The organism is Pelomonas sp. BJYL3, from assembly GCF_027257975.1.
GTDB lineage: Bacteria > Pseudomonadota > Gammaproteobacteria > Burkholderiales > Burkholderiaceae_C > Roseateles_B > Roseateles_B flavus.
Genome location: NZ_JANZKX010000007.1, coordinates 80,175 through 104,300, shown reverse-complemented (window position 1 = coordinate 104,300; position 24,126 = coordinate 80,175). Strand labels below are relative to the sequence as shown.

The window sequence follows — 24,126 nt, the reverse complement described above, 5'->3', positions numbered from 1 at the left end:
CCCCTCATGGCGAGGCCTCCGCCAGCAGCTCCCGCGCGGCCCCGGCCACGGCCTCGGGCGGCACGCCGGTGAGGCAGCGCTGGTGGCCCTCGGGGCAGACGCTCTGCAGGCAGTCCCGGCAGGGCACCTCGTGGCTGAGCACCCGCGCACTCACGCGCCAGGGCGTGTGCTGCGGATTGGTCAGGGCATACAGCGTCACCACGGGCGTGCCCAGCGCAGCGGCTAGGTGCACCGGCCCGCTGTTGTTGGCGATCAGCAGCCGGGCGCCCGCGATCAGCGCCGCCAGCTCGCCCAGGCTCTGCGCCCCCGGCAGCAGCAGCGGCGGGTGTGGCAGGGCTGCGCAGAGGCGCTGCAGCAGGCCTGCCTCGCCCGGGCCTGCGCAGGCCACGAGGGCCAGGGCGCCCTGGCCGGGCCCATCATCACCACCGGCCAGGCCCGCCGCTGCCGCGGCAAAGGCTTCGGGGGGATAGCGCCGCGAGGGCGCGCTGGCGCCCGGATGCACCAGCACATACGGCCGCCCGGGCACCAGCCCGGCCTCGGCCAGTTGCGCGGCCACGCGCCGGACGTCGGCCGGGCGCAGGGTGAAGCGCAGGCCCGGGTCCGCCGTGTGCAGACCCACGCTGGCCACCAGATCCAGCTGGCGCTGCACCTCATGCCGCATGGTCGGCCTCAGCGCGTCGGGCTCCGCCAGCCGGTGGCTCAGCAGGCCGTAGCTGTTCTCCCGGGCATGGGCCAGGCGCAGCGGGATGCCGGCCAGGCGGCACAGGAGGGCCGCCGGCAGCGCGCTCTGCGTGCAGGTGCTGAAGATGATGGCGGCATCGAAGCGCTCCTGGCGGAGCCGCTGCAGCAGGGCTTCGTCCGCCTCGCCCACCGGGCGGTCGGGCGCCGCGGTGCCGGGCTTCACCCAGGGCGCCTCGTAGCTCAGCACCTGATCCAGCCAGGGCAGGTGCGGCGCCAGGCTTGCACCGGCCGGCGAGGCCAGCAGGGTCAGCCGGGCCTGCGGCAGGCTCTCCCGCACAGCGGCCATGGCAGGCGTGCTCATCAGCACGTCGCCCAGGCCATCCAGGCGCAGCAGCAGCACGCGGCGCGCCTGGTCCCAGGCCGGCGTGGACGGGGAACTCGCGACGGCGCTCATGCCGGGTCCGGCAGGGACTGCCCGGCAGCGAGGTGACCGTCGCAGCGCAGGACGTAGACCACCGCCTCCATCAGCCGCATGGGCACATGGCCCCGCAGCAGGGGCCAGCGCCGGCGCGCATGGCGGCCCGGCTCCAGCAGCCGCACGCTGCGGCAGCCCGAGCGCCGGGCCACCGCGCCCAGGGCCTCGTCCCAGCTGAGGAACCAGGCCCGGCGCAGGTCCAGGCCTTGCGAGGCCGCGGCCTGGCGCAACAGGGCCGGCAGGTCCTCGACCTCCACATGCGGCAGCATGCCCTCGACCTCAACATCGGCCTCGTGCCCAAGCCGCTGCAGCAGGCCCTGCTGGATGCGGGCAGGGCGCTCGCCCGGCAGGGCCTGGATCAGCAGCCGATAGCCGTGCGCCTGGAAGGCATGCAGGGCCGCGAGGGCGCCGGCCCGCCACGGCTGGGTCTCGGCTTCGGCGTCCAGGGGCGGGTGCGGGGTCACCAAGGCCTCCTCGGCCAGGAAGACGACCGCCGGGCCCGGCGCCGGCCGCCGGCGGCGCGAACGCTTGCCGAACTGGTCGATGCGCTGATCGAAGACTTCCACCACGCCGCTCACGCCTTGTACCCCCAGGCCGCTGCCGGACGCTGATCAGGCACCGGGGGCGCGAACACGCCCAGCGGCCCCCTCTGGGGCCTCAGCAAGCCCAGGCCGCGGGCCGCGCCGGCCTCGGGCTGGCGCCGCTCGACCAGCACCCGCCGGTAGACCGCCTCCAGCCGGGCCGCCACCTGGTCCCAGGTGAACATCCGCCGCACGCGCAGCAACCCGGCCCGCCCCATGGCGGCGGCCTGCTGCGGATGGGTGCGCAGCCAGTCCAGGTGCTCGGCCAGGGTGACGGGATCCTTGGGCGGGACCAGGTAGCCCGTGACCCCGTCGACCACCGTGTGCTGGATGCCCCCGACGGCGCTGCCCACCACCGGCCGGGCGCAGGCCATGCTCTCCAGCGGCGTGATGCCGAAGGGCTCATACCAGGGCGTGCTCACGAAGACATCGGCCGCCTGGTAGTAGCGCGCCAGCTCGGCACGGCCACGCCGGCCGACGAACTGCACGCGCGCCTCCACCCCCAGCTGCCGCGCCAGCTCGCGCAGGCGGCCGATCTCGGGCGTCAGGCGCTCGTCCGGCACTTCGGACTCGCCCCCCACCACCAGCAGCCGGGCCTGCCGCCGCCCGCCGCCCGCGGGCAGCCGGGCCAGGGCCTGGATGACGTTGTCCACGCCCTTTCGCGGCACCATGCGGCCCAGCTGCAGCACGATGAACGCCTGCGGGTCCAGGCCCAGCTGCGTGCGCGCGGCGAGAGCGTCGCCGGGCCGGAACTCATGGAGGTCCACGCCGCAAGGCACCTCGGCGATCCGGCGCGCAGGCAGCTCATAGTGCTGCAGCAGGTCCAGGCGGTCCTGCGGACATTCTGCGATGACGCGGTCCGCCGCATGGCCGACGCGCCGCTCGATGGCCAGGCGCTCGGGCGGGAAGCCATCGCTGGCCGCCTGGTGCAGGCGGCGCACCGCGCCCAGCGCATGGAAGGTGACGACCAGCGGCAGGTCCAGGCGGCGCTGCAGCTGCAGGCCCACCAGGCCCGACATGAAGAAGTTGGCATGCACCACGTCGCAGGGCGCGCGCGCGCTCAGCAGCTCGCGGGCCTGGGTCTCGAAGGCAGGCATCCAGGGCAGCAGCTGTTCCTTGGGCACGAAGCGGGGCGGGCCGGCGTCCAGATGGCAGACCTGCACGCCCGGGCCCAGCGTCTGCCGGGCCGGCAGGTCGGGGCTGTCCCGGCGTGTCAGTACCAGCACCTGATGGCCGCGGCGCGCCAGCGCGGTCGCCACCTTGGCGACGTAGACGTTCTGCCCGCCCGAGTCCACGCTGCCTGCCAGGGCCAGGGGTGAGGCGTGTTCGCTGATCAGGGCGATGCGTAGGGACGGGGCAGACATGGCGTCTCCGTGAGCTGGGATGGCGGGGCAAGGCAATCGGAATGCCTGCAGCGCCTCCCCGCCCCGCGTGCCTGCCGTGCGCAGAGGCTGCCCGCGCGGCCTGCGTGCTGCCGCAAAACTTGCCGTCGCCCCTGCGGCAGAGGCACCACAGACGCGCGGCCGGCCATGGCATGGCGCTTGCCGTCTGCCCATCAGGCGGCACGCGGGCAGGCCTCGGCTTGCCAGACGTGTGCGCTCCCGTTGCGGCGCGCCCTCGCGGCGCGCCTCGCAGCCTCAGGGCGCTCGTCTTCCACTCACCATCAGCACAGAGGACCTCAAGATGCATGTACGACACGGCCACCCCTGCGCGGCACCCGCACGCGCCCTTTCCTGGCGCACCGGCCTGTGCCTGGCCCTGGGCAGCTGCCTGATCGCAGCCACGGCCCAGGCACAGACCGGCACCGGCACTGGCAGCAACAACGGCAGCAACAGCGGCAACACCATGGGCAACAGCATGGGCAACGGCGGCATGGGCAGCGCCCAGGACCCGCGCCCGGACAGGCCGCTGATCGGCGCCGGCGAAGCCCCCGCCGCGGGCAATCTGCGCGGCAGCGCGATGGAGCCCAGCCTGGCCGCCCAGGACCAGCACGGCACGGGCGGCAGCTACGCCAGCAGCTATGCCGGCAGCGACTACTCCTGGATTCCCTACACCCGCCGCGGCTACGTGGGCATCAGCCTGGGCAACTCGGACTACGACACGCCCTGCGGCCTGGCCCCGCTCAGCTGTGACAGCCGCGACCGTTCCTTCGCGATCTACACCGGCGGCATGTTCAACGACTTCCTCGGTCTGGAGCTGGGCCTGCGCCATTTCGGCAAGGCCGACCGCGCCGGCGGCGAGGCCCGGGCCTATGGTGCCAACCTCAGCCTGGTGGGCATGGTGGACATGGAGAACGTGAGCTTCTATGCCAAGGCGGGCGCCCTCTACGGCCACACCAAGATCACGGCCGATGCCCTGTCCGGCGTCACCACCGGCACCGAGAACGGCTGGGGGCCCACGGCCACCATCGGGCTGGGCTTCAACTTCAACCGCAACTTCACCGTCTCCATCGAGCGCAGCCGCGACCGCTTCAAGCTGCCCGGCGGCGCCAAGACCTATGTGCAGAGCACGGCCCTGGCGCTGAAGTACCGATTCTGACCCCGCCCGGGCAGCGCCCGAGGGCGCTGATCAAGGCCCAACGAAGAGAGGCCCCGCGGGGCCTCTTCTGTCTTGCCAGGCGGCCGTGGCGGTGGCTTCAGCGGTAGTTCAGCCGGCCCTGCTCGTCGGAGAAGAGCAGCTCGACGCGGCGGTTCTGCTGCCGGCCCTCGGCGGTGGCGTTGTCGGCCACCGGGTACTCCTCGCCGAAGGCGCGCACCTCCAGACGCTGGGGAGCGACGCCGGCCCGCACCAGCGCGCTGCGCACGGCCTCGGCGCGGCGTTGCGAGAGCCGCAGGTTCATCGCGCTGCCGCCGGTGCTGTCGGCGAAGCCCTCGATCAGCACCCGGCGCTCGGGGTGCTGGCGCAGCACCTCGGCCAGGCGCTCGATGGAGCGGCGCACGCCGGGCTGCAGCTCGGCACGGCCGGTGGCGAAGAGCATGTCGCGCAGGGTGACCATCACGCCCCGCTGCGTGTTCTGGGCACTCAGCTCGGCAAGGTCGCGCTGCAGACCCGCGGCGCGGTCCTGGGCCTGGGCGGCGGCGCGGCGCGCGGCCTCCTCGCCGCTGCGGGCGCGCTCCAGCTCGGCATCGCGGCCCTGCAGTCGCAGGCGCTCGCGCTCGGCGCCGGACTGCTGCACCTGCAAGTCCGCGTCACGGGCGGACGAGCGCACGCGCAGGGTGGAGAGCTGCGCGCTGGCCAGGTAGGCCAGGTGGCGGGTCTGCTCCAGATTGCGCTCGTCCTTGTAGTAGCGCTGGGCACGCGTGAGCAGGCTGCGGACCTGCTCCAGCTCGGCCGCGCCATGGCGCTGCACCAGGGGATCGGCGGCAGCCTCGCGGTACTCGCGCTCGGCGGCGTCCAGGGCCGGATCCTGGGCGGGCAAGGTCTGGCATCCGGCCAGGACGGCCAGTGCGGCCGCCGTCAGGATGGTCTTGAGTTCTTGCATGGGGACTCCTGCATCAGGGAAGGGGCGGTGGGCCGGCGCATCAGCGCGAGGCCGCGGGGCTGGAGGGCTGGGCGCTGCGCCGCTGCAGCTCGTCGCGCAGCGTCTGCAGGGACTGGTTGACCTCGGCCAGGGCGCGCTGAGAGCGCTGCTGCGTGCTGCGTGCGCGGGCGAGATCGGCATCGGCTGCCGCCTCCTCCGCCAGCCGGTGGGCACGCAGGCGGTCGGTGGGCGCGATCTGGCGCGCGCGCTCCAGCTTGCCGCGCGCCCGGGCCAGGTCGGCGCCGGCGAGCTCGGTGGCGCCATCGCTGCTGGCCGCATCGACGGCGCGCTGGGCCGCGGCGATGGAGGCCGGCGGCCCCTCGGGCGTCGCGCAGGCGGCCAGGACCAGCAGGCCGGGGATCAGGGACGCGGCACGCAGCCGCCGTGCAGAAGAAGATGTCATGGCATTCCTTTGTGTTCTGGGGCCCGGCCCCGGGGCAGCTTTCATGCCCGCCGGATTTGCCGCGCGATGCCGCCCGCGCGGCCTCAGGAGGCGCGCCCGAGGACGCTGACGTCTTCCAGGCGATGGGGCTCATGGGCGGGGCGGGCCAGGGCCTGCATCAGCGTTGCCACCCGGTCCAGGCTGGGCCCGAGGTCCAGGCGCTCCACCATGTCCTGGCGCGCCGCGGCGCCCATGCGCTGACGCAGCCCGGGCTGGGCCAGCATCTGGCGCACGCGCCCGGCGATGTCCTCGATGTCCCGCGCCGCCACCAGCCAGCCGCTGAGGCCGTGCTGCACGATCTCCGGGATGCCGCCCACACGCGTCGCCACCACGGGCAGGCCGCTGGCCATGCCCTCCATCAGGGCCAGGGGCATGGCCTCGGAGTGGGAGGTGGACACCAGCAGGTCGAGCTCCCGGTACAGGCCGGGCATGTCGTCCCAGTGGCCAGTCAGCATCACGCGCTGCCCCAGGCCCAGGCGCGCCTGCTCGGCCTCCAGAGCGGCCTGCATCGGCCCTTCGCCGACCATCACGAAGCGTGTGGCCTCGGGCAGTCCTTCCTGCAGCAGCGAGACGGCGCGCAGAAACTGCTCCGGCCCCTTCTCCGGCGACAACCGCCCGACGAAGCCCACCAGGGGCGCTTCCTGCGCCAGGCCCAGTCGCGCACGCAGGCCCTGCGCGGGCCGCGGGCCCGGGTGGAAGCCGTGCGTATCCACGCCATTGGGCTCGCAGCTGAGGCGGCGCATGTCCACGCCCAGGCCCAGCGCGTGGTAGTAGCTGTGGCGGCAGACCACGCTCAGGTGGCTGTGGACGGCGCGGTGCACCTCCAGGTCCAGCAGGGTCAGCTGGCGGCCATGGATGGTGCTCAGCAGGGGCACGTCGGTGAGCCTGGAGACCAGGCCCGCCAGCGCGTGGGCATTGGGCAGGTGGGCGTGCAGCAGGTCCACGCCCGAGCTGCGCACCAGGGCCTGCACCACCTGCACGGCGCTCCAGCAGGGGTCCTCGGGCATGGGCACGCAGAAGACCTCGGCGCCCAGGGCGCGCAGGGTGGCACTGAATCGGCCCTCGTAGGGGCACAGCAGGCTGACGCGGAAGCGGTCCCGCGGCAGCTGCCCGACCAGGCGCTCGACCCAGCGCTCCATGCCGCCCACGATGGCATTGCCCACGCACTCCAGCACGTGGAGGCGACGCCCGGCAGCCGCTGCAGCGCCAGGCCGGGCCACGGCGACGGTCTTTCTGTCCATAGGCTTCCTGTGTCAGCAACAACGGGGCATCCAGCCCCAGCCCGGACTGCCGGCGCGCAGGCGCTGGGCGAGGCCGGTGGACTCCGGATCGCCAGCCGGAGGTGGCGTGGCCGCGGCCGGGCGCAAGACCTGACCCTCAGCGCCGGACACAGCGCCGGACACAGCGCCAGACACAGCGCCAGACCTAGCGCCCGCGGCAGTCCCCGACGCTTCAGTCCCGGACCCGGCGGGCAGGCGGCCGGAGGCATCCAGCCCCAGCCAGGCCGCCGCCGTGCCCCACCAGATGTGTTCGCGGGCCGCGTCGTCCAGACCCAGCAGGTCCATCAGGTCCTGCACCCAGTCGCGGCGCTCGCGCAGGTGGGCGCCGCTGCAGGGAAGGAAGCAGTCGCTGCCGAACTGCAGCGAGCCCGGCCCCAGCACCTCCAGCATGCGGGCCAGCACGTCCCGGCGGTAGGGCGGCGGCGGGCCGAAGGAGATGTCCAGGCGGAACTGCGCACGCTCGGGCGGCACCTGGTGGATGCGGTCGATCAACGCCACGGCCAGGGCCTCGTCGGTCCAGGGCCAGCCCATGTGGGCCAGGGCCACCCGGGCGCCGGGATGGTCGCGCAGGGCCTCGAAGTAGACCGGGCGGCAGAAGCGGCCGGAGCGGCCGTCGATGAAGATGCCGCTGTGAAAGAGCACGGGCAGCCGCAGCGAGGAGGCCACCTCGTACACCCCACGCGCCCGCTCCTCGAAGGGGTACCAGCCGGTGGGCACCATCTTGACGCCGCGCAGGCCGAGGTCCTCGATGGCATGGCGCAGATCCTGCGCGGCATGGTCGTCGCGAGGGTCCACCACGGCAAAGCCGGTGAGGCGGTCCTCGTGGCCGCGCACCAGACGCGCGAGGTGGGCATTGCCGCGCCTCAGCGAGGCCGCATCGCCCAGCGCATGGCCCGGGCTCAGGAAGGGCGCCAGCAGCACGCCCCGCTCGATGCCGGCCTCGTCCAGGGCGCGGAGCACGCCCCCGCTGTCCTCGCGACCACTGCAGTGCAGGTGGGCGTCGATGATCTTCATGGCGGACGCGCCTCAGCGGCGGCCGGCCCGTGCGGCTGCCAGCGCGGCGGCCTGGGTCCGGGCGGCCGAGGCTGCCGCCGGCGTGGACTCTGCGCGCGCCTGCATCGCCGGCAGCGGCCCCCCCCGCGTGGCGAGCGGGGCGCTCCCGCCCATCAGGCGGGACTCCAGCGCCTCCTCCAGCAGCTCGTGCACCACCTGTGCACTGCTGTCCCAGGAATAGGAGGCCACCACGTCCATCGCATGCGTCAGGCGCTGGCGGCGCTGGCCGGGGCTCTCGTGCAGGGCTTGCTCGCAGGCCTCCACAAAGGCCTCGGCCGTGCGGGCGATGCGGACCACGGCGCCATACAGCCGCTGCACATCAGGCACGGGCGTGCTGACCACGGGCTTCTCGCCGGCCAGATATTCCAGGGTCTTGGTGGGGCTGATGAAGCGGGTGGATTCGTTGAGGGCAAAGGGCATGAGGCAGACGTCCCAGCCGGCCATGAGGGCGGGCAGGACCTGGTAGCTCTGCATGCCCAGCCAGTGGATGTTGGGGCGTCGCGGGAGGCTGGCGGGATCGATCTTGACCACGGGGCCCACCATCACGATCTGCCATTGCGGGCGGGCATCGGCCAGATGGGCGAGCAGGTCCAGGTCCATGCGCTCGTCGATGACACCGAAGAAGCCCAGCCGGGGCCGGGGCAAGGCGCCCTGCAGGGTCTCGGCGCAGCGCGTGGCTTCCGGGTCCTGAACGGCCGGCTGGAAATGCGCCACGTCGACCGCGCTGGGCATGCAGTGCACATGGGGATGCAGCGCGCGCTTGGCTTCGTAGAGCGCCGGGCCGCCGGTGAGCACCAGGTCGGCGAGCTCCATCAGCTCGCGCTCGCGCTCGGGGAGCTCAGGCGGCGCGCCCTTGAAGGCGGACAGCTCGTCCATGCAGTCGTAGATCCACAGCGCGGGATCCAGGGCCCGAGCCACCGGCAGGGCCATGGGCGTGTAGAGCCAGGCCATGGGGGAACGCAGGCCGCGCTCCTGCAGCGCGCGGCGCAACAGGGGTCGCAGAAAGAGGGCCTGCTCCGCATCAAAGCCCTGTGAAGGCAAGGGCGTGCAGGGCGTCAGCACTTCGAGGTGGCGGCCCTGCCAGCTGCTGTCCAGCCGAGCGGGACCGGGGTCATGGACCGGCTCCTCGATGAAGAGCACCGGACGGTGCCGGGCCAGGCGGGACATCAGGTGCTGGGGGCGCTGGTAGACGAAGGACCAGCGCAGATGACTGAAGACGACGAGAGGTGACATGGAGGTCCTGATGCCCGCGCCAGGGGCCGCGGACGCCTGCCGTGGGCATCCGGCCGCCCGGCACAGGCCTGGGCACAAGGCGGACGGGCCTTGCTGGGCCGGCTCCGGCCATGAGGGCGGAGCCGGCGGGCATCGCAAGGCCTCGTCCGGACGAGGCGGGCGCGGCCTTACTTGGTGCGGCTGCTCGCGGTGCCGGTGCTCGCGGTGCCGGTGCTCGAGGTGCCGGTGCTCGAGGTGCCGCTGCCGGACGAGCTGCCGGAACTGCCGCTGCCCGAGGCGCCGTGGCTGCCGCTTTCGCTGTTCTCGTCCGAGCCGCTGGCGTGGCTGCCGCTGCCTTGCTGAGGCCGCTGGCTGCGCCACTGGTTGAACTCGTCGGAGAACTTCTTGTAGCGGTCCTGGCGCCAGGAGTGGTAGTCGTTGTCCAGAGTGCGCATCTGCTCCTCGCGCCACTGGTGGTAGTCGGGATCGAAGTGGCCCTGCTGGCCCCCTTGCTGCCCGTAGCTCCCGCCCATGCCGCCTTGGCCGCTGCCGTAGCTGCCGCCATAGCTGCCGCTCATGCCGCCCGCGTTGCCGTAGCCGCTGTGGCCACTGCCCATGCCGCCCTGGCCACCGAGGCCGCCGTAGCCCCCGCCGTTGCTGCCGCCAAAGCCCGTGCCCCCGGAGCCGTACGGCTGCCCCTGCATGGACTGGCCGCCGCCCGGGCCAAAGTGGCCGGGCTGCCCATAGTGGCCCTGCCCCGGCTGGCTGCCAAAGCCGCTGCCTGCGCCGGGGTAGTTGTGGCCATAGCTGCCGCCGTAGCCGCCGCCGAACTGCTGGTTGCCGTAGCCGCCGTGCTCGCCGTACATGCCCTGGGCACCGCCCTGCCAGCCACCCTGCGAGCCGTAGCCGCCCTGGTGCCCGCCGTTGTCATGGCCACTGCCGAAGTGCTGCGAGCCCATGCCGCCGCCCTGGGAGCCGCCCTGGTAGCTGCCTTGATAGCCACCCTGCTGCGAGCCCTGGCCACCGCCCTGGAACTGCTCCTGGCCCTGGGGTCGGTTGCTCGACCAATCGCCGTAGTTGCTGCCACTGCGGCTGCGCTGGCCCTGGTCCTCGTGGCGGCCCTGATTTCGACCCTGCTGGTTCATAGTGCATCCTTTCGCGAATGTTCAGAATTCATCGGTGACCGGTCTCCCGCGGGGCGCCGGGCCCGCACGGGCAGACGTGGCCTGCCAGGCCGCCCCGGGGGGCCGCGCTGGCGTGACCGGTCTGCCCTTGCAAGGCAATCGCCATACCCGCGGCGCCGTGCCGGCAGCAGGCAGTTTTTGCCGCCAGGGGCGGCGGCGCGCACGGGGGCTGGCGTCAGACAGCCGTCAGCTGACGGGCCTCCTGCCGCCGGTAGCAGGCCGCCCGCGCACCCCGTAGGCATGGGACTTTCCCGAGCTCGCCGCCCCAGAGCCCCCTGCCCTTGGGACTTTTGCGAGAAACCACGCTTGCGGGCCCGTGTTTATCGGGCACAATCCGCGCCGCCCGAGCCTGTTCGGGCTCAACCAAACTTCATACGAATGAACAAGACCGAACTGATCGAACATCTGGCTTCCAAGCACGAGCTGACCAAGGCCGAAGCCGGCCGCATCGTCGAAACCCTGCTGGATGCCGTGGTCACCACGGTGAAGAAGGGTGGCACCGTGTCCATCCCCGGCTTTGGCTCCTTCAAGCAACACGCCCGCGCTGCCCGCACCGGCGTGAACCCCAGCACCGGCGAGAAGATCAAGATCGCCGCTGCCAAGCTGCCCAAGTTCACCCCGGGCGCTGGCTTCAAGGCCGCCGTGGACCCCAAGGCCGCTGCCCGCAAGGCTGCCAAGGCTGAAGCCAAGCCGGCTGCCAAGGCTGCCAAGCCCGTCGCCAAGAAGAAGAAGTAATCACCACGCAGGCCGCGTGCCTGCGTCGTGACGCCCAAGCCCGCTGTGGCGCACAACGTGCCACGCGGGCTTTCTCATTGGGATGCCGCCGGCTGCATGGCCGCGTACAGTTCAGCCATCAGCGCCCCGCTCCACCCTGCCCCGCCCCGCCATCGTGCCCGCCGTGACCGACCTGCGTGTGCTCGCGCTCATCCCCCCGATGACGCAGCTGAACACGCCCTATCCCTCCACCGCCTACCTGACCGGCTTCCTGCGCTCGCGCGGTCTGCACTGCGAACAGCGCGACCTCGCCCTGGCCCTGGTGCTGCAGCTCTTCTCGCGGGCCGGCTTGCGGCAGATGCTTGAGGCCGTGGAGGCGCTGCCCCCGAAGCAGCAGACGGACCAGACCCGCAGCTTCGCCGGGCAGTACCCGGCCTACGAGGCCACCGTGGACCGCGTGATCGGCTTCCTGCAGGGGCGCGACCCCACGCTGGCGCACCGCATCAACACCCGGCAGTTCCTGCCCGAGGGCGCGCGCTTCGCCACCATCGACCACTACCTGGCCGACGAGGGCGAAGACCCCCTGGCCTGGGCCTTCGGCGCCCTCGGGCTGCAGGACCGCGCCCGCCACCTGGCCACGCTGTACCTCAATGACCTGGCCGACGTGCTGCGCGACGCCGTCGACCCCCGCTTCGAGTTCGTGCGCTATGCCGAGAGCCTGGCCACCGCACAGCCGCACTTCGATCCGCTGGCCGAGGCGCTGGCCGCGCCGCCCAACCTGATCGCCCGCACCCTGCAAGACCTGACCCTCGCCGCGGTGGACGAGACGAAGCCGGACGTCGTCCTGCTGTCCGTCCCCTTCCCCGGCGCGGTCTATGCGGCCCTGCGCATGGGGCAGGCCATCAAGGCGCATCGGCCCGGGGTGACCCTGGTGCTGGGCGGCGGCTTCGTCAACACCGAGCTGCGCGAGCTCGCCGAGCCGCGGCTCTTCGACTACGTCGACTTCATCACCCTGGACGGCGGCGAGCGCCCCCTGCTGGCCCTGCTGGAACACCTGGCCGGACAGCGCTCGGCGCAGCGCCTGGTGCGCACCTTCGTGCGCGAGGACGGCGAGGTGCGCTGGCGCCACCTGGCCGAGCCGGACATCCCCTTCGAGGAGGTGGGCACGCCCACCTGGGACGGCCTGCCCATCGAGCGCTACCTGTCTCTGCTGGACATGCTCAACCCCATGAACCGGCTCTGGTCCGACGGGCGCTGGAACAAGCTCACCGTGGCCCACGGCTGCTACTGGAAGAAGTGCAGCTTCTGCGATGTCTCGCTGGACTACATCTCCCGCTACGAGGGCGCCACCGCGGCCACGCTGGTCGACCGCATCGAGGCCATCGTGAAGGAGACGGGGCAGACCGGCTTCCATTTCGTCGACGAAGCCGCGCCGCCCAAGTCGCTGAAGGCGCTGGCCGCCGAGCTGCAGGCGCGCGGCACGGCCATCAGCTGGTGGGGCAATGTGCGCTTCGAGAAGACCTTCACCCCCGAGCTGTGCCAGCAGCTGGCCGACAGCGGCTGCATCGCCATCTCCGGCGGGCTGGAGGTGGCCTCGGACCGCCTGCTGAAGCTGATGAACAAGGGCGTGAGCGTGGAGCAGGTGGCGCGCGTCACCAAGGCCTTCGCCGATGCCGGCGTGCTGGTCCATGCCTACCTGATGTACGGCTTCCCCACGCAGACCGTGCAGGACACGGTGGACGCGCTGGAATACGTGCGCCAGCTCTTCGAGAACGGCTGCATCCACAGCGGCTTCTTCCACCGCTTCGCCTGCACCGTGCATTCGCCCGTGGGCCTGAATCCCGAGCAGTTCGGCGTGCAGCTGCTGCCCCTGCCCGAGGGCCGCTTCGCGAAGAACGATGTCGGCTTCATCGACCCCACCGGCACCGACCACGACGCCATGGGCCGCGCGCTGAAGAAGGGCCTCTACAACTTCATGCACGGCATCGGCGTGGACGAAGACGTGCGCCGCTGGTTCGACGTGCGCGTGCCCAAGCCCACGGTCAAGCGCGGGCACATCGCGCGGGCGCTGGCACAGCGGGATTGAGGAGCGCGGGCGTGTGGCACCGGGGAAATGTGGCACTTGAGACGTGGCACCTGACATGTGGCACCTGACATGTGGCACCTGAGCCTGGCCTGGCTGTGGCTCATGGCAGGACTGGTCTTCGGCCTCGCGCCGGTGCGCAGCCCGTTGGTCTCGTGGTGGACGCCGGTCGCGCTGGTCCTGGTCCTGCTGCTGTGGCGGCGCAGTGCATGGCGCGGGCTCCTGCAGCCCCTGCGCGGCGTGCGGGCCCTGTGCTGGTGCGGCCATGCGCTGACGGTGGCGGCCGTCCTGCTCCTGCTGGCCACCTCCAGCCCGCTCATGGCGGACGCCAACAGCCTCGGCCTCGGCCTGCTGCTCGGCCTGCTGCTGCTGCCCCTGCCCTTCCTCGGCGCGGCCGCCTGGCTGTGCCAGATCGTCCAGCTGTGCAGGCCGGCCTTGCCGGTGCCGGGCGACGTTCACAAACATTGACAATTTCGGGCCCCGACGCCGGCCGGGTCTCCGGCGCCCCATGAAAAAATTCGCGCGCGATGGTGGCCGGGGCCCGGCTGCCCGCCCATGACAAGACGATTCGGGGAGTGACATGACTTCTTCTTCCACGCGCGGCCGCCTGGCCGGCACAGGCCTGGCCCTGCTGATGGCCGGCGCCGGGCAGGCCGCCCAGGCGCAGGCCGCAGCCACCCTCACACCCTTCCCTCGCGCCAGCGAGTACGTGCGGCACATCAATCCGCTGGAACAGGGCACGCTGCCCATCTCGCCGCCGGAGCGCAAGTCCGGCGGCGGCCGGCAGAGCCGCTGGCGCATGAACTATGAAGGCGCCGTCAGCGTGGTCCAGTACGACCACAAGAACGACGACAGCCCCCTGCTGATCGCCCGCCACTACGCCGGGCAGCTGAAGGCCCAGGGCTACGAGCTGGTGACCATCTGCGACATCCCCTGCCAGGCACCGGATGGCAGTGATGACAGCTCCCAGAGCTGGCGCAACGAATTCGACATGCTCGGCAAGAAGCTGGACCTCTACCGCTTCGGCCACCACGGCCTCTACTTCATGGCCTACAAGCCCGATGCCGTCGCGGCCGTGCGCGTGGGCCTGTTCGGCGAGCGCCCCGTGTCCACGGTCAAGCTGGTGCAGTCGGCCAGCCTGGACCTGGGCCCGCTGAAGGCCTGGATCGCCCAGCAGCAGGCGCCGGCGTCCAGCGCCGCCCTGCCGCCGCCGCTTCAGCGCAGCGCTGCGGCGGCGCCCGTGGCGGAACCGCCCGCCGGCCCGCCGAAGATCGTCGACATCGCCCCCAAGGACCTGGAGAAGTGGCTGGCCGAGCACCCCCGGCAGCGCGTGGTGCTGCAGGTGACCAGCTTCGATGCCAACTGCGTCCACTGCATCCGCGCCAACCCGGTCTACGCCGCGCTGTCCAGCCGGCCGGTGCCCGAGGGCACGGTGTTCCTGCGCATGAGCTTCCAGCCCTGGCAGAGCGTGGGCCAGAGCCCCGTGGGCCAGCAGCTGGGTGTGAACGGCCTGCCCACCTACCTCGTGATCGAGGGCGGCAAGCAGACCCGCCGCAAGAACGGCGACTGGGACGAAGCCACGCTGCGGCGCGAGCTCATCGACTGAGCCCCGGCCCGCCGGCCCCGGTACAACGCCGCCCCGCTGTCCTGCCGGACACGCGGGGCGGCGTTCTTCTCAGGCGGGGTGGACGCCGCCGGACGCCACTCAGGGCTGCCAGTTCACCGTCACCGTCGCCGTGCCGCTGGCCGGCGTGGTGAAGGTGTGATTGGCGCCGCCTTCCCAGGTGACCGCGCTGCCGTTCTTCTTGATGAACTTGAACTGCAGCGTGGTGCTGGCCGGCACGCTGACGTCGTAGTACCAGTTCGGGTAGCTGGTGACGACCTGGTTGAAGGCCGGCCCCACCGGCGTGCTGCTGCTCCAGTTGCTGAGCTCGAAGCGGTCGCCGGTCAGGTAGACGTTCTCGCCCAGCGCCGTCGTGGCATTGGTGACGATGAAGCGCACCGTGACCTGCGGGCCGCTCAGGAGCTGGTAGCCGGCATAGGCATTGCTGTCCACGGCGCTGGCGTTGCGCACCTTGATGGCGTAGGGGCCCGCGGCGATGGCAGGCACGCTGACCTTGATCTGCGTGTCTTCCCAGCTGAGGATGCTCGCGCCGGTCACCGCCGTGCTGCCGAAGAAGACCGAGCCCTTGGTCGCGCCGAAGCCGCGGCCATCGATCGTCAGCACATTGCCCGGCTTGCCCATCATGGGGCCTACATGACCCAGCGTCGGCGTGCTGATGGCGGGGGCGGCCTGCCACACGGCCACGGCGCCTGCACCCAGCACGAAGTTGGGGACCGCGCCGCTGCTGCCCACGCTCAGGGAGCCGCCGCCCAGCAGGCCGCCGAGCATGTCGGTGTAGCTGCCCGCCGGCAACGCCGTCACGAGTCCGCTGATGGTGGTGGCGCTCGTGGCGCTGCGGTTCACGGCCACCAGCACCACCTGCGAACCGAACTTGCGCTCGTAGAGGTAGACGTCCGGGCTCAGCCAGCGCTCCTGCTGCGTGCCGTAGGCCAGGGCGGCATTGCTCTTGCGTAGGGCGGCCAGCTTCTTGATCAGCTGATAGGCGGTGGTGCCGGTGCCGAAGCCGCTCATCATCGCGCGGTTGTTCGGGTCCCCGTTGCCCGCCATGTACTGCTCGCTGCCGTAGTAGATGGCCGGCACGCCGCGCGAGGTGAGGGTGATGGCCAGGGCCTGCTCCAGCCGGCGCTGCGGAGCGCCGGCCTGATGGAAGCGGTCCATGTCGTGGTTGTCCACGAAGGTGACCTGGTCGATCACCTGGCCATACTGGCCCGCGGTGTCGACGATGGTCTGGTGCAGGTCCTGCATGGTCTTGCTGCCGTCGCGCAGCACCTGGCGCACGCGCTGGGCGTACTGGAAGTCCAGCAGGCTCATGCCGCTGCCGTTGGCGAAGGCGTGGTTGGCGGGGTCCACCTCGTTGACGCCCAGGAACCACTCGCCGAAGGTGAAGACGGGCTTGTAGCCGTGGATGTGGGCCATCCAGTTCTTCTGCCAGCCCATGGGCATGTGCTTGACGGCGTCGACCCGCAGGCCGTCCACGCCCAGGTCCAGCCAGCCCTGGATGGCGGACTTGAAGTAGGCGTCCACCGTGGCCTTGTTGTGGTTGAGGTCGGCCAGGTCGAAGAGGTTGCGGTAGATGCCGTCCTCGAGCGAGGAGAAGGTCGTGCCGCCGTTGTGGTGGAAGAGGCCGTTGGGGTCGCTGCTGTAGCTGGCCAGCAGCGTGCCGTTGTCGTAGAGCCGGCCGTTCTCGGCGAAGGCGCTGTTGGCCGGGTCGGCGGGCGAGCTGTGGTTGGGCGCGAAGTCGATGATCACCTTGATGCCGGCGTTGTGCGCGGCGGTGATCAGCGCCTGGAAGTCGGCGATGGAACCGAAGGCGGTGTTGGCCCTCTTGAAGTCGCGCGCCCAGTAGCCGTGATAGGACGTGCTGTTGGTGCCCGAGTAGTTGATGACGGCGCTGATGTTCTCCACCGGCTGCGAGATCCACAGGGCGGTGATGCCCATGCCGGTGAGGTAGCCGTCGCTGATCTTCTGGGTGATGCCCTTCCAGTCACCGCCGCAGTAGAGCTTGAGCTGGGTGCAGCCGGCGCTGAAGGCCGCGCCCGTGGGGTTGTTGGCGGCGTCACCATCCTTGAAGCGGTCGGTGACGATCTGGTAGACCACGTCGGTGGCAAAGCTCTGCTTGTTGGACACGTGGGTGTCCGGGCTGGCAGCAGCGGCGAGGGCCGTCAGCGCGGCCACGGTGAACAGGCTCAGGCGGAGCCCGGGCCGCAGGCGGCCGGCATGGGGGGTAGGCATGTCTCTTGTCTCCTGTGTCGGGCCTGTGCCGGCCCGTCCTTGCGTTGGATGAGGGATCCCTCACGCCCCCGATCGCCCTGTGGGCGCCGGGTTTGTTTTCGTAGTATTGCTACATCATCACGGCAGCAAATCCGTACGAACACCAGGACAACGCCTTGAAACCTGCCTGAAACTTCGACAAGCCTGCCTCAGATTGGGAAAGTATCGCGGCACTCCTATCGTCAAAATATGTATTTTTGATACACACCAACGATGAAAGCGGGCGGCTTACGCCCGCGCCGCTCGGGCGCTGCGCTGCAGGAGGCCGGAGCACGGGACAATCGCTCCAAAAACACAGGGAGCGCCCCATGACTCGAAGACAAGACCTGACCCCGCCGCCTGAGCGGCTCGCTGGCCACGCCCAGGCCCTGGCCAGCCTGGCCCTCGCCGCCGGCCTGCTGCTGTCGGCCTGCGGCGGCAGTGGCGGTGGTGGCGGCGGCACGAGCCCCGAAAAGCCCCCGGAGCCGCCTGTGCAGCCCGAGCCGCCGGTCCTGCCGGTGAGCGGCCCCGGCGAGCTGAAGTCCGCCAAGGCCCTGCAGCTGATCAGCAGCCAGGACATCCAGGCGGCCATCACCGCCGCGGGCCCCAACGCGCCCAGTCTGGTGCCACGCTATGCCGTGCAGACCTGGCGCCTGACCTACCTGACCGTGGACGGCAGCGGCGCCAGCGTGGAGGCGTCGGCCCTGGTCTGCGTGCCCGTCAAGCCCGCGGGCAGCCGCAGCCCGGTGCTGAGCTACCAGCACGGCACGACCATCAAGGACGCCGAGGCCCCCAGCAACCACGCCACCGCCGACGAAGCCGCCGTGGTCATGGCCTCGGCCGGCTATGTGGTGCTGGCTGCCGACTACGTGGGCTATGGCGTCAGCAAGGGCCGCCCCCACCCCTACCTGCAGTCCGCGCCCACGGCTGCGGCAGTGAACGACCTGCTCACGGCCGCGCGCTACTGGCGCTACACCCAGGGCATCAAGGACAACCAGCAGCTCTTCCTGGGGGGCTACTCCGAAGGCGGCTATGCCAGCGTGGCGGCCTACCGGGCCCTGCAGTCCGGCGCCAGCGTGCACAAGGCCCAGCTGCAGATGACCGTGGCCGGCGCCGGCCCCTATGAGGTGGACCGCGTGCTCGACGACCTGCTGGCCAAGGTCAAGGATGAGAACAAGGTGCTGGGCCTGCTGCTCAACCCCGGCTTCCTCAAGCTGCTGGGTGACGGCGACCGCCGCAAAGTACGCGACCTCCTGCTGAGCAAGGCCGTGGGCGAGGATGCCGACGTGACCTTCGACCCGACCTTCCTGGACCTCTACCTCATGGATGACGTGGCCGGCATCGAGGCCCGCAGCAATGTCTACGACTGGAAGCCCGCCCTGCCGCTGTGGCTCTACCACGGCCGCCAGGACGCCACCGTGACTTACCGCGCCTCCACCGACACGCTGACCGCCATGCAGCAGCGCGGCGCCGGCAGCCTCGTGAGCCTGACCGACTGCCCGGCCCAGCCCCCGGGCCACCTGGACTGCGTGCAGCCCTTCTGGAACTTCATGCTGCAGAAGTTCGGCACGGTGGCCAAGGATCTGTGAGCTGAGACGGGGGCGGTTCACGCCCCTCGCTGGCGGGCCGCTTCAGGGCCGGTTCAGACCCGCTTCAGACCCGCTTCAGGGCCGCTTCAAGGTCGCGACAGCGCCCCGGCCAGCCCCCAGCCCTCCAGCAGGGCCTCGGGCCACTGCCCCTGCAGCAGCAGGCGCGTCATGGCCTGCGCCTCGGCCTCGCAGGCCAGGCCCTGGGCCTGGCGCCAGCCGGCGTCGTGGTAGCTGTGGCGGTAGCGTTCGCCGCTGTCGCACAGCAGCGTCACGACCGAGCCCTGCTCGCCGCGCTCAAGCATCTGCTGTGCGCAGGCCAGGGCCGCAAGGAGATTGGTGCCGGTCGAGGGGCCCACGGGACGGCCCAGGTGCTCGCTGAGGGCCAGCGTGGCCGCCAGGGACCAGACGTCGGGGAGCTTCACCATGGCATCGATGACCGAGGGCAGGAAGCTGGCCTCCACGCGCGGACGCCCGATGCCCTCGATGCGCGAGCCCTGCTCGATGCGCAGCGCCGGGTCGCGGCTGAGGTAGTGCTCGTAGAAGACCGAACGCTCGGCATCGGCCCCGCAGACCAGGGTGGCGTGCCGCGAGTAGCGCACGAAGCGCCCCATGGTGGCCAGCGTGCCGCCCGTGCCCGCGGAGCAGACGATCCAGCGCGGCACCGGGTGGGCCTCCTTCTTCATCTGCTCGAAGATGGATTCGGCGATGTTGTTGTTGCTGCGCCAGTCGGTGGCCCGCTCGGCGTAGGTGAACTGGTCCATGTAGTGGCCGTCCAGCTCGCGTGCGAGGCGCTGGGACTCCACATAGATCTGCGTCGGGTCCTGCACCAGGTGGCAGCGGCCGCCCTGGAACTCGATGGCACGGATCTTCTCGGTGGACACCGTGGCCGGCATCACCGCAACGAAGGGCAGGCCCAGCAGACGTGCGAAGTAGGCCTCGGACACCGCCGTGGAGCCGCTGGAGGACTCCACCACCGTGCTGCCCTCATGCAGCCAGCCATTGCACAGCGCGTACAGGAACAGCGAGCGCGCCAGGCGGTGCTTGAGGCTGCCGGTGGGGTGGCTGGATTCGTCCTTGAGGTACAGGTCGATGCCCGCGAAGCCCGGCAGCGACAGGGCGATCAGGTGGGTGTCGGCGGAGCGCTGGAAGTCGGCCTCGATGCGGGCGACGGCCTGGCGCACCCAGTCCTGAGGGGAGGCGGTGGTGAGGGCGGCATGCATGCGGGCACTGTAGCAGCGCAGGGCTTGAAGTCAGCGGTGTTGCGGCGCTCAGCGAGGCAGGCCCTTGAGGCGGGTCAGACCAGACACGGGAGGACGCCCGGCTGCCGTCAAGCCACGCGGCGCACGCCCCGGCCGCCGACGCCGCAACCGGCTCAGCCGAGGCCCAGCTCCGCCATGAGGCGCGCCACCTGCGCCTTGAGCAGGTCGACCTCGGCGCGCAGGGCGTGCAGCTCCTCGTCGCGCCGTGGCGGCTCGCCGCCGCTGCCGGCGGGTGCCGCCTCCATGGCCACCGGGCCGGCCAGCAGGTGCGCCCAGCGCTGCTCGCGCGCGCCAGGGGCCCGCGGCAGCTTGACGGCCAACGGCGGCTGGCGCTCGGCCAGCTCGTCCAGGAAGCCTTCGACGGAGGAGATGTCGGCGAAGCGGTGCAGGCGCTCGCAATTGAGGCGCAGCTCGGCGGCGGTCTGCGGACCACGCAGCATCAGCACGGTCAGCAGGGCCTCGGCCTGCCCGGGCACGCCGTAGACGCGCCGCAGGTTGTGCTCGAAGCGCACGACGCGGCTGCCGCTCACCTCCTGCACCAGGCTCATGCCCTTGAGCTCGTTCAAGGCCTCCAGCACCTCGGCCTCGCTGAGGTTCATGACCGGCTCGCGCGCGGTCTTCTGGTTGCAGCCCTGGGTCAGGGCATTGAGGGACAGGGGATAGCTGTCTGGCACGGTGTGCTGCTTCTCCACCAGCACGGCCAGCACGCGCGCCTCGGCGGCGCTCAGGTCACGCAAGCTCATCGATCAGACCCCGAAACCGTCGTCCGCCTGGATCACGGCACCGTTGATGAAATGGCTCTCGTTGGCGCACAGCATCAGCAGGGTGGTGTCCAGGTCCTGGGGGTGGCCCACGCGCTTGCGCGGCAGCAGCTCGATGAGCTTCTTGCCCTGCTCGGTGCTCCAGTGGTGGTGGTTGATCTCGGTGTCGATGTAGCCGGGGCAGATGGCGTTGACGTTGATGCCGAACTTGCCCCACTCCAGCGCCATGGCACGGGTCATGTGGATGACGGCGGCCTTGCTCATGGAGTAGACGCCGATCTGGCTCAGCACGCGCAGGCCGGCCATGGAGGCGATGTTGACGATGCGCCCGCCGGTGAAGGTGCCCGGCGCCGCGCCGCGGGCCCGCGCCAGCATGCGCTTGCCCACCTCCTGTGCAACGAAGAAGGCGCCGCGCACATTGGTGTCCATCACGAAGTCGTAGTCGTTGACGGTGACATCGGTGAGCTTCTGCGTGGTGCTCACGCCGGAGTTGTTGACCAGGATGTCGATGGTGCCCATTTCGGTCTCGGCATGGGCGACGGCGGCCTTGATGGAGTCGAGGTCGGTGACGTCCAGTGCCACGACGTGGGCGTCACCGCCCGCGCCCTCGATCTCGGCCCGCAGGTCCTTGAGGCGCTCGATGCGGCGCCCGGCCAGCACCACGCCCGCACCGGCCCGGGCCAGCGTGCGCGCGAACTGCGCCCCCAGGCCGCTGCTGGCCCCCGTCACCAGGGCCACGCGCCCTTCCAGATCAATGCTGTAGCTCATGGCTTGCGTCCTTCATGCAATGTCCGGGGGATGTTAAGCCCTGGCGACGGCCCCATGGCGCCTGCATTGCCACGGAGGCAGACGTACGGCCAGCCCTGCGCGACAACATCGGGGACAACACCCGGCTAGAGCGGCGTCTCTAGGGTCTGGCGCCACAAAAATAGCACGATCGTTCTATTTTCAGAGCACCCCAGTAGAATGCGCCGCAATTGTGCCGAAACCGGGCGAGCCCCGGTGGCGGCAAAGCCCATTACAAATCCTGAAGGACACCCGATGACCAGCGAAGAACTTCTGGCCCAGTTCGGCCCGCGCGAGAACATGGAATACGACGTGGTCGTGGTGGGCGGCGGCCCGGCCGGCCTGTCCACCGCGATCCGTCTGAAGCAGCTGGCCAACGCCAAGGGCCAGGAGCTTTCCGTGGTCGTGCTGGAGAAGGGCTCGGAGCCCGGCGCCCACATCCTCTCGGGGGCCGTGATGGACCCGCGCGCCATCACCGAGCTCTTCCCGAACTGGAAGGAACTGGGCGCGCCGCTGAACCAGCCGGTGTCGGCCGACGAGGTGCTATTCCTGTCCAAGGACGGCGCGCGCGACACGCCGCAGTGGCTCATCCCCGAGTGCTTCCACAACCACGGCAACTACGTGGTCGCGCTGGGCGCGGTCACCAAGTGGCTGGGCGAGCAGGCGGAAGGCCTGGGCGTGGAGATCTTCCCCGGCTTCGCCGCCGCCGAGATCGTCTACGGTGACGATGGCAGCGTGCGTGGCGTGGCCACCGGCAATGTGGGCGTGGGCCGCAATGGCGAGCCACACGACGGCTTCCAGCTGGGCATGGAGCTGCTGGGCAAGTACACCATCTTTGCCGAGGGTGCCCGCGGCCACCTGGGCAAGCAGCTGATCGCCAAGTTCAAGCTGGACGCCGGCAAGGATCCGCAGTCCTATGCCATCGGCATCAAGGAGCTGTGGGAAGTGCCCGAAGGCCAGGCCAAGCCGGGCCTGGTGGTGCACACCGCCGGCTGGCCGGCCGACCACGAGACCTACGGCGGTGGCTTCCTCTACCACCTGGAAGGCAACAAGGTCACGCTGGGCTATGTGGTCGGCCTGGACTACAAGAACCCCTGGCTCTCGCCCTTCGAGGAAATGCAGCGCTGGAAGACGCACCCCAGCATCCGCAAGCACATCGAGGGCGGCAAGCGCATCGGCTACGGCGCCCGAGCCATCACGGCCGGCGGGCTGCTGTCCCTGCCCAAGCAGGTCTTCCCCGGCGGTGCGCTGGTCGGCTGCGATGCCGGCTATCTCAACGCCGCCCGCATCAAGGGCAGCCACGCCGCGATCAAGACCGGCATGATGGCCGCCGAGGCCGCCTTCGAGGCCATCGCCGCGGGCCGCCAGCACGACGAGCTGAGCGCCTACCCCGCCGCCTTCGAGAAGAGCTGGCTGCACGAAGAGCTGGACCGCTCGCGCAACTTCAAGCAGTGGTTCAAGAAGGGCAATACCGTCGGCACCCTGATGACGGGCATCGAGCAGTGGCTGCTGCCCAAGCTGGGCTTCAAGAGCCCGCCCTGGACCATCCACCGCGAGCTGCCGGACCACGTCTACCTGCGCCCGGCCGCCGAAAGCGCCAAGATCGACTACCCCAAGCCCGATGGCAAGCTGACCTTCGACCGCCTCTCCTCGGTGTTCATCTCCAACACCAACCACGCCGAAGACCAGCCGGTGCACCTGACGCTCAAGGACGACTCGGTGCCGGTCCAGGTCAACCTCGCCCGCTTTGCCGGCCCGGAGAGCCGCTACTGCCCGGCCGGCGTCTACGAGTTCGTGAAGAACGAGGACAACAGCGAGCGCCTGCAGATCAACGCCCAGAACTGCGTGCACTGCAAGACCTGCGACATCAAGGACCCGACGCAGAACATCGTCTGGATCACGCCGGAAGGCGGCGGCGGGCCGAACTACGCGGGCATGTAAGCCTGTTCCGTCCGCAAGAGGAAAGCCCGCTGATGCGGGCTTTCTGCTTCTTGGCCGCTCCGCCGGGGGTATCTCGCCCTGGCTGGAGCCTTCAGGCCATGGCGGCGAGCCTGGCCTTCACGGCGGGCCATTCGCTGTCGATGATGGAGAAGTAGACGGTGTCGCGCACCCGCCCCGAGGCACAGACCATGTGTCGGCGGAAGATGCCCTCCTGCACCGCGCCGATGCGGGCGATGGCGTTGCGGGACTTCTCGTTGAGCGCATCGGTCTTGAGCTCCACGCGATGCGCGCCGAGGGTCTCGAAGGCATGGGTGAGGAGCAAGGTCTTGGCCTCGGTGTTGACGCCCGTGCGCTGATGGCTGGCGGCCACCCAGGTCCAGCCGATCTCCAGACGCCGGTCCGCGGCCGAGATGTTGCCGAAGCGGGTGTTGCCCACGATGCGGCCACTGCTGAGCTCGCGGATCACGAAAGGCAAGGCCTGACCCCGCGCCTGGTCCGCCAGCGCCGCCTCCACATAGGCCTGCATCTCGGCCGGCGTGCTGACGCCGGTGGGGATCCAGCGCCACAGCGCCGGGTCCAGGCCCTGTTCGCACAGGCCGTCCACATGGTCGAGGCTCAGGGGCTCCAGCTGCACCAGGCGGCCGGTGAGGGTGACGGGGCGAACGTCCAGAGGGTCAGGTCTTGTCATGGC

General features: G+C 70.9%; 21 protein-coding genes. 7 read left to right on the top strand and 14 right to left on the bottom strand.

Annotated features, from left to right (window positions below; translation table 11 throughout):
• Positions 1–4 precede the first annotated feature (4 nt).
• Genes O9Y01_RS19805 through O9Y01_RS19795 form a run of 3 tightly spaced genes read right to left on the bottom strand, consistent with a single transcriptional unit; the run spans position 5 to position 3,101 of the window.
• On the bottom strand, positions 5–1,135 hold the full coding sequence (locus O9Y01_RS19805) for a glycosyltransferase family 9 protein (RefSeq protein WP_269633348.1): 1,131 nt from the start codon (positions 1,133–1,135) through the stop codon (positions 5–7).
• A complete protein-coding gene (locus O9Y01_RS19800; RefSeq protein ID WP_269633347.1) occupies positions 1,132–1,722 on the bottom strand; it encodes a hypothetical protein in 591 nt (196 codons plus the stop codon). The genes O9Y01_RS19805 and O9Y01_RS19800 overlap by 4 nt, the downstream gene beginning before the upstream one ends.
• 8 nt (positions 1,723–1,730) lie before the next feature.
• Positions 1,731–3,101: a glycosyltransferase gene (locus O9Y01_RS19795; RefSeq protein WP_269633346.1), complete on the bottom strand. Its 1,371-nt coding sequence runs from the start codon at positions 3,099–3,101 to the stop codon at positions 1,731–1,733.
• Between the two features lie 319 nt (positions 3,102–3,420).
• Between O9Y01_RS19795 and O9Y01_RS19790 the strand changes: the two genes are divergently transcribed.
• Positions 3,421–4,275 carry an outer membrane protein gene (locus tag O9Y01_RS19790; protein ID WP_269633344.1) on the top strand — a complete coding sequence of 285 codons (855 nt, stop codon included), beginning with the start codon at positions 3,421–3,423 and terminating at the stop codon, positions 4,273–4,275.
• A gap of 97 nt (positions 4,276–4,372) precedes the next feature.
• Here the strand turns inward: O9Y01_RS19790 and O9Y01_RS19785 are convergent, their stop codons facing one another.
• From O9Y01_RS19785 to O9Y01_RS19760, 6 genes are all read right to left on the bottom strand, one after another.
• On the bottom strand, positions 4,373–5,218 hold the full coding sequence (locus O9Y01_RS19785; RefSeq protein WP_269633343.1) for an OmpA family protein: 846 nt from the start codon (positions 5,216–5,218) through the stop codon (positions 4,373–4,375).
• Positions 5,219–5,258: 40 nt separating this feature from the next.
• Positions 5,259–5,660 (bottom strand): DUF4398 domain-containing protein, encoded by a 402-nt coding sequence (locus O9Y01_RS19780; protein WP_269633342.1) that lies wholly within the window; start codon positions 5,658–5,660, stop codon positions 5,259–5,261.
• An 83-nt stretch (positions 5,661–5,743) separates the two neighbouring features.
• Positions 5,744–6,940 (bottom strand): glycosyltransferase family 4 protein, encoded by a 1,197-nt coding sequence (locus tag O9Y01_RS19775; RefSeq protein ID WP_269633341.1) that lies wholly within the window; start codon positions 6,938–6,940, stop codon positions 5,744–5,746.
• A gap of 12 nt (positions 6,941–6,952) precedes the next feature.
• Positions 6,953–7,993 (bottom strand): amidohydrolase family protein, encoded by a 1,041-nt coding sequence (locus O9Y01_RS19770; RefSeq protein ID WP_269633340.1) that lies wholly within the window; start codon positions 7,991–7,993, stop codon positions 6,953–6,955.
• Between the two features lie 12 nt (positions 7,994–8,005).
• Entirely contained in the window at positions 8,006–9,265 is a 1,260-nt protein-coding gene (locus tag O9Y01_RS19765; protein ID WP_269633339.1) for a glycosyltransferase, read from the bottom strand.
• Between the two features lie 167 nt (positions 9,266–9,432).
• Entirely contained in the window at positions 9,433–10,389 is a 957-nt protein-coding gene (locus O9Y01_RS19760) for a hypothetical protein (protein ID WP_269633338.1), read from the bottom strand.
• Between the two features lie 417 nt (positions 10,390–10,806).
• Here O9Y01_RS19760 and O9Y01_RS19755 point away from each other — a divergent pair, with 417 nt between their 5' ends.
• The 4 genes from O9Y01_RS19755 (at position 10,807) to O9Y01_RS19740 (ending at position 14,831) form a co-directional block, all read left to right on the top strand.
• Positions 10,807–11,163 (top strand): HU family DNA-binding protein, encoded by a 357-nt coding sequence (locus tag O9Y01_RS19755; protein WP_269633337.1) that lies wholly within the window; start codon positions 10,807–10,809, stop codon positions 11,161–11,163.
• 199 nt (positions 11,164–11,362) lie between these two features.
• The gene (locus O9Y01_RS19750) at positions 11,363–13,228 is read left to right on the top strand and encodes a B12-binding domain-containing radical SAM protein (protein ID WP_269633599.1); all 1,866 of its coding nucleotides are present in this window, start codon (positions 11,363–11,365) and stop codon (positions 13,226–13,228) included.
• Between the two features lie 69 nt (positions 13,229–13,297).
• Complete coding sequence (locus tag O9Y01_RS19745; protein ID WP_269633336.1) at positions 13,298–13,693, top strand: hypothetical protein; 396 nt, start codon at positions 13,298–13,300, stop codon at positions 13,691–13,693.
• Positions 13,694–13,805: 112 nt separating this feature from the next.
• The gene (locus O9Y01_RS19740; RefSeq protein WP_269633334.1) at positions 13,806–14,831 is read left to right on the top strand and encodes a hypothetical protein; all 1,026 of its coding nucleotides are present in this window, start codon (positions 13,806–13,808) and stop codon (positions 14,829–14,831) included.
• A gap of 99 nt (positions 14,832–14,930) precedes the next feature.
• Here the strand turns inward: O9Y01_RS19740 and O9Y01_RS19735 are convergent, their stop codons facing one another.
• Positions 14,931–17,081: an alpha-amylase family glycosyl hydrolase gene (locus O9Y01_RS19735; RefSeq protein ID WP_269633333.1), complete on the bottom strand. Its 2,151-nt coding sequence runs from the start codon at positions 17,079–17,081 to the stop codon at positions 14,931–14,933.
• A gap of 347 nt (positions 17,082–17,428) precedes the next feature.
• On the opposite strand from O9Y01_RS19735, the gene O9Y01_RS19730 reads away from it, so the two are divergent.
• Positions 17,429–18,688 (top strand): alpha/beta hydrolase family protein, encoded by a 1,260-nt coding sequence (locus O9Y01_RS19730; protein WP_269633332.1) that lies wholly within the window; start codon positions 17,429–17,431, stop codon positions 18,686–18,688.
• An 86-nt stretch (positions 18,689–18,774) separates the two neighbouring features.
• Here the strand turns inward: O9Y01_RS19730 and O9Y01_RS19725 are convergent, their stop codons facing one another.
• The 3 genes from O9Y01_RS19725 to O9Y01_RS19715 form a co-directional block, all read right to left on the bottom strand.
• The gene (locus tag O9Y01_RS19725) at positions 18,775–19,908 is read right to left on the bottom strand and encodes a PLP-dependent cysteine synthase family protein (protein ID WP_269633331.1); all 1,134 of its coding nucleotides are present in this window, start codon (positions 19,906–19,908) and stop codon (positions 18,775–18,777) included.
• Between the two features lie 152 nt (positions 19,909–20,060).
• Complete coding sequence (locus O9Y01_RS19720; protein ID WP_269633329.1) at positions 20,061–20,690, bottom strand: YceH family protein; 630 nt, start codon at positions 20,688–20,690, stop codon at positions 20,061–20,063.
• 3 nt (positions 20,691–20,693) lie between these two features.
• Positions 20,694–21,476 carry an SDR family oxidoreductase gene (locus tag O9Y01_RS19715; protein WP_269633328.1) on the bottom strand — a complete coding sequence of 261 codons (783 nt, stop codon included), beginning with the start codon at positions 21,474–21,476 and terminating at the stop codon, positions 20,694–20,696.
• A gap of 273 nt (positions 21,477–21,749) precedes the next feature.
• Here O9Y01_RS19715 and O9Y01_RS19710 point away from each other — a divergent pair, with 273 nt between their 5' ends.
• A complete protein-coding gene (locus tag O9Y01_RS19710) occupies positions 21,750–23,435 on the top strand; it encodes an electron transfer flavoprotein-ubiquinone oxidoreductase (protein ID WP_269633327.1) in 1,686 nt (561 codons plus the stop codon).
• A gap of 91 nt (positions 23,436–23,526) precedes the next feature.
• On the opposite strand, the gene O9Y01_RS19705 is transcribed toward O9Y01_RS19710, so the two are convergent.
• Positions 23,527–24,123 carry a GNAT family N-acetyltransferase gene (locus tag O9Y01_RS19705; protein ID WP_269633325.1) on the bottom strand — a complete coding sequence of 199 codons (597 nt, stop codon included), beginning with the start codon at positions 24,121–24,123 and terminating at the stop codon, positions 23,527–23,529.
• Between the last annotated feature and the right edge of the window lie 3 nt (positions 24,124–24,126).

Bases quoted from the DNA above. Each gene is read 5' to 3' on its own strand.
- O9Y01_RS19795 (WP_269633346.1), bottom strand. From the start codon at position 3,101: ATGTCTGCCCCGTCCCTACGCATCGCCCTGATCAGCGAACACGCCTCA.
- O9Y01_RS19720 (WP_269633329.1), bottom strand. From the start codon at position 20,690: ATGAGCTTGCGTGACCTGAGCGCCGCCGAGGCGCGCGTGCTGGCCGTG.
- O9Y01_RS19805 (WP_269633348.1), bottom strand. From the start codon at position 1,135: ATGAGCGCCGTCGCGAGTTCCCCGTCCACGCCGGCCTGGGACCAGGCG.
- O9Y01_RS19760 (WP_269633338.1), bottom strand. From the start codon at position 10,389: ATGAACCAGCAGGGTCGAAATCAGGGCCGCCACGAGGACCAGGGCCAG.
- O9Y01_RS19740 (WP_269633334.1), top strand. From the start codon at position 13,806: ATGACTTCTTCTTCCACGCGCGGCCGCCTGGCCGGCACAGGCCTGGCC.
- O9Y01_RS19770 (WP_269633340.1), bottom strand. From the start codon at position 7,993: ATGAAGATCATCGACGCCCACCTGCACTGCAGTGGTCGCGAGGACAGC.
- O9Y01_RS19785 (WP_269633343.1), bottom strand. From the start codon at position 5,218: ATGCAAGAACTCAAGACCATCCTGACGGCGGCCGCACTGGCCGTCCTG.
- O9Y01_RS19735 (WP_269633333.1), bottom strand. From the start codon at position 17,081: ATGCCTACCCCCCATGCCGGCCGCCTGCGGCCCGGGCTCCGCCTGAGC.
- O9Y01_RS19750 (WP_269633599.1), top strand. From the start codon at position 11,363: ATGACGCAGCTGAACACGCCCTATCCCTCCACCGCCTACCTGACCGGC.
- O9Y01_RS19755 (WP_269633337.1), top strand. From the start codon at position 10,807: ATGAACAAGACCGAACTGATCGAACATCTGGCTTCCAAGCACGAGCTG.
- O9Y01_RS19765 (WP_269633339.1), bottom strand. From the start codon at position 9,265: ATGTCACCTCTCGTCGTCTTCAGTCATCTGCGCTGGTCCTTCGTCTAC.
- O9Y01_RS19775 (WP_269633341.1), bottom strand. From the start codon at position 6,940: ATGGACAGAAAGACCGTCGCCGTGGCCCGGCCTGGCGCTGCAGCGGCT.
- O9Y01_RS19715 (WP_269633328.1), bottom strand. From the start codon at position 21,476: ATGAGCTACAGCATTGATCTGGAAGGGCGCGTGGCCCTGGTGACGGGG.
- O9Y01_RS19725 (WP_269633331.1), bottom strand. From the start codon at position 19,908: ATGCATGCCGCCCTCACCACCGCCTCCCCTCAGGACTGGGTGCGCCAG.
- O9Y01_RS19780 (WP_269633342.1), bottom strand. From the start codon at position 5,660: ATGACATCTTCTTCTGCACGGCGGCTGCGTGCCGCGTCCCTGATCCCC.
- O9Y01_RS19705 (WP_269633325.1), bottom strand. From the start codon at position 24,123: ATGACAAGACCTGACCCTCTGGACGTTCGCCCCGTCACCCTCACCGGC.
- O9Y01_RS19710 (WP_269633327.1), top strand. From the start codon at position 21,750: ATGACCAGCGAAGAACTTCTGGCCCAGTTCGGCCCGCGCGAGAACATG.
- O9Y01_RS19790 (WP_269633344.1), top strand. From the start codon at position 3,421: ATGCATGTACGACACGGCCACCCCTGCGCGGCACCCGCACGCGCCCTT.
- O9Y01_RS19745 (WP_269633336.1), top strand. From the start codon at position 13,298: ATGTGGCACCTGAGCCTGGCCTGGCTGTGGCTCATGGCAGGACTGGTC.
- O9Y01_RS19730 (WP_269633332.1), top strand. From the start codon at position 17,429: ATGACTCGAAGACAAGACCTGACCCCGCCGCCTGAGCGGCTCGCTGGC.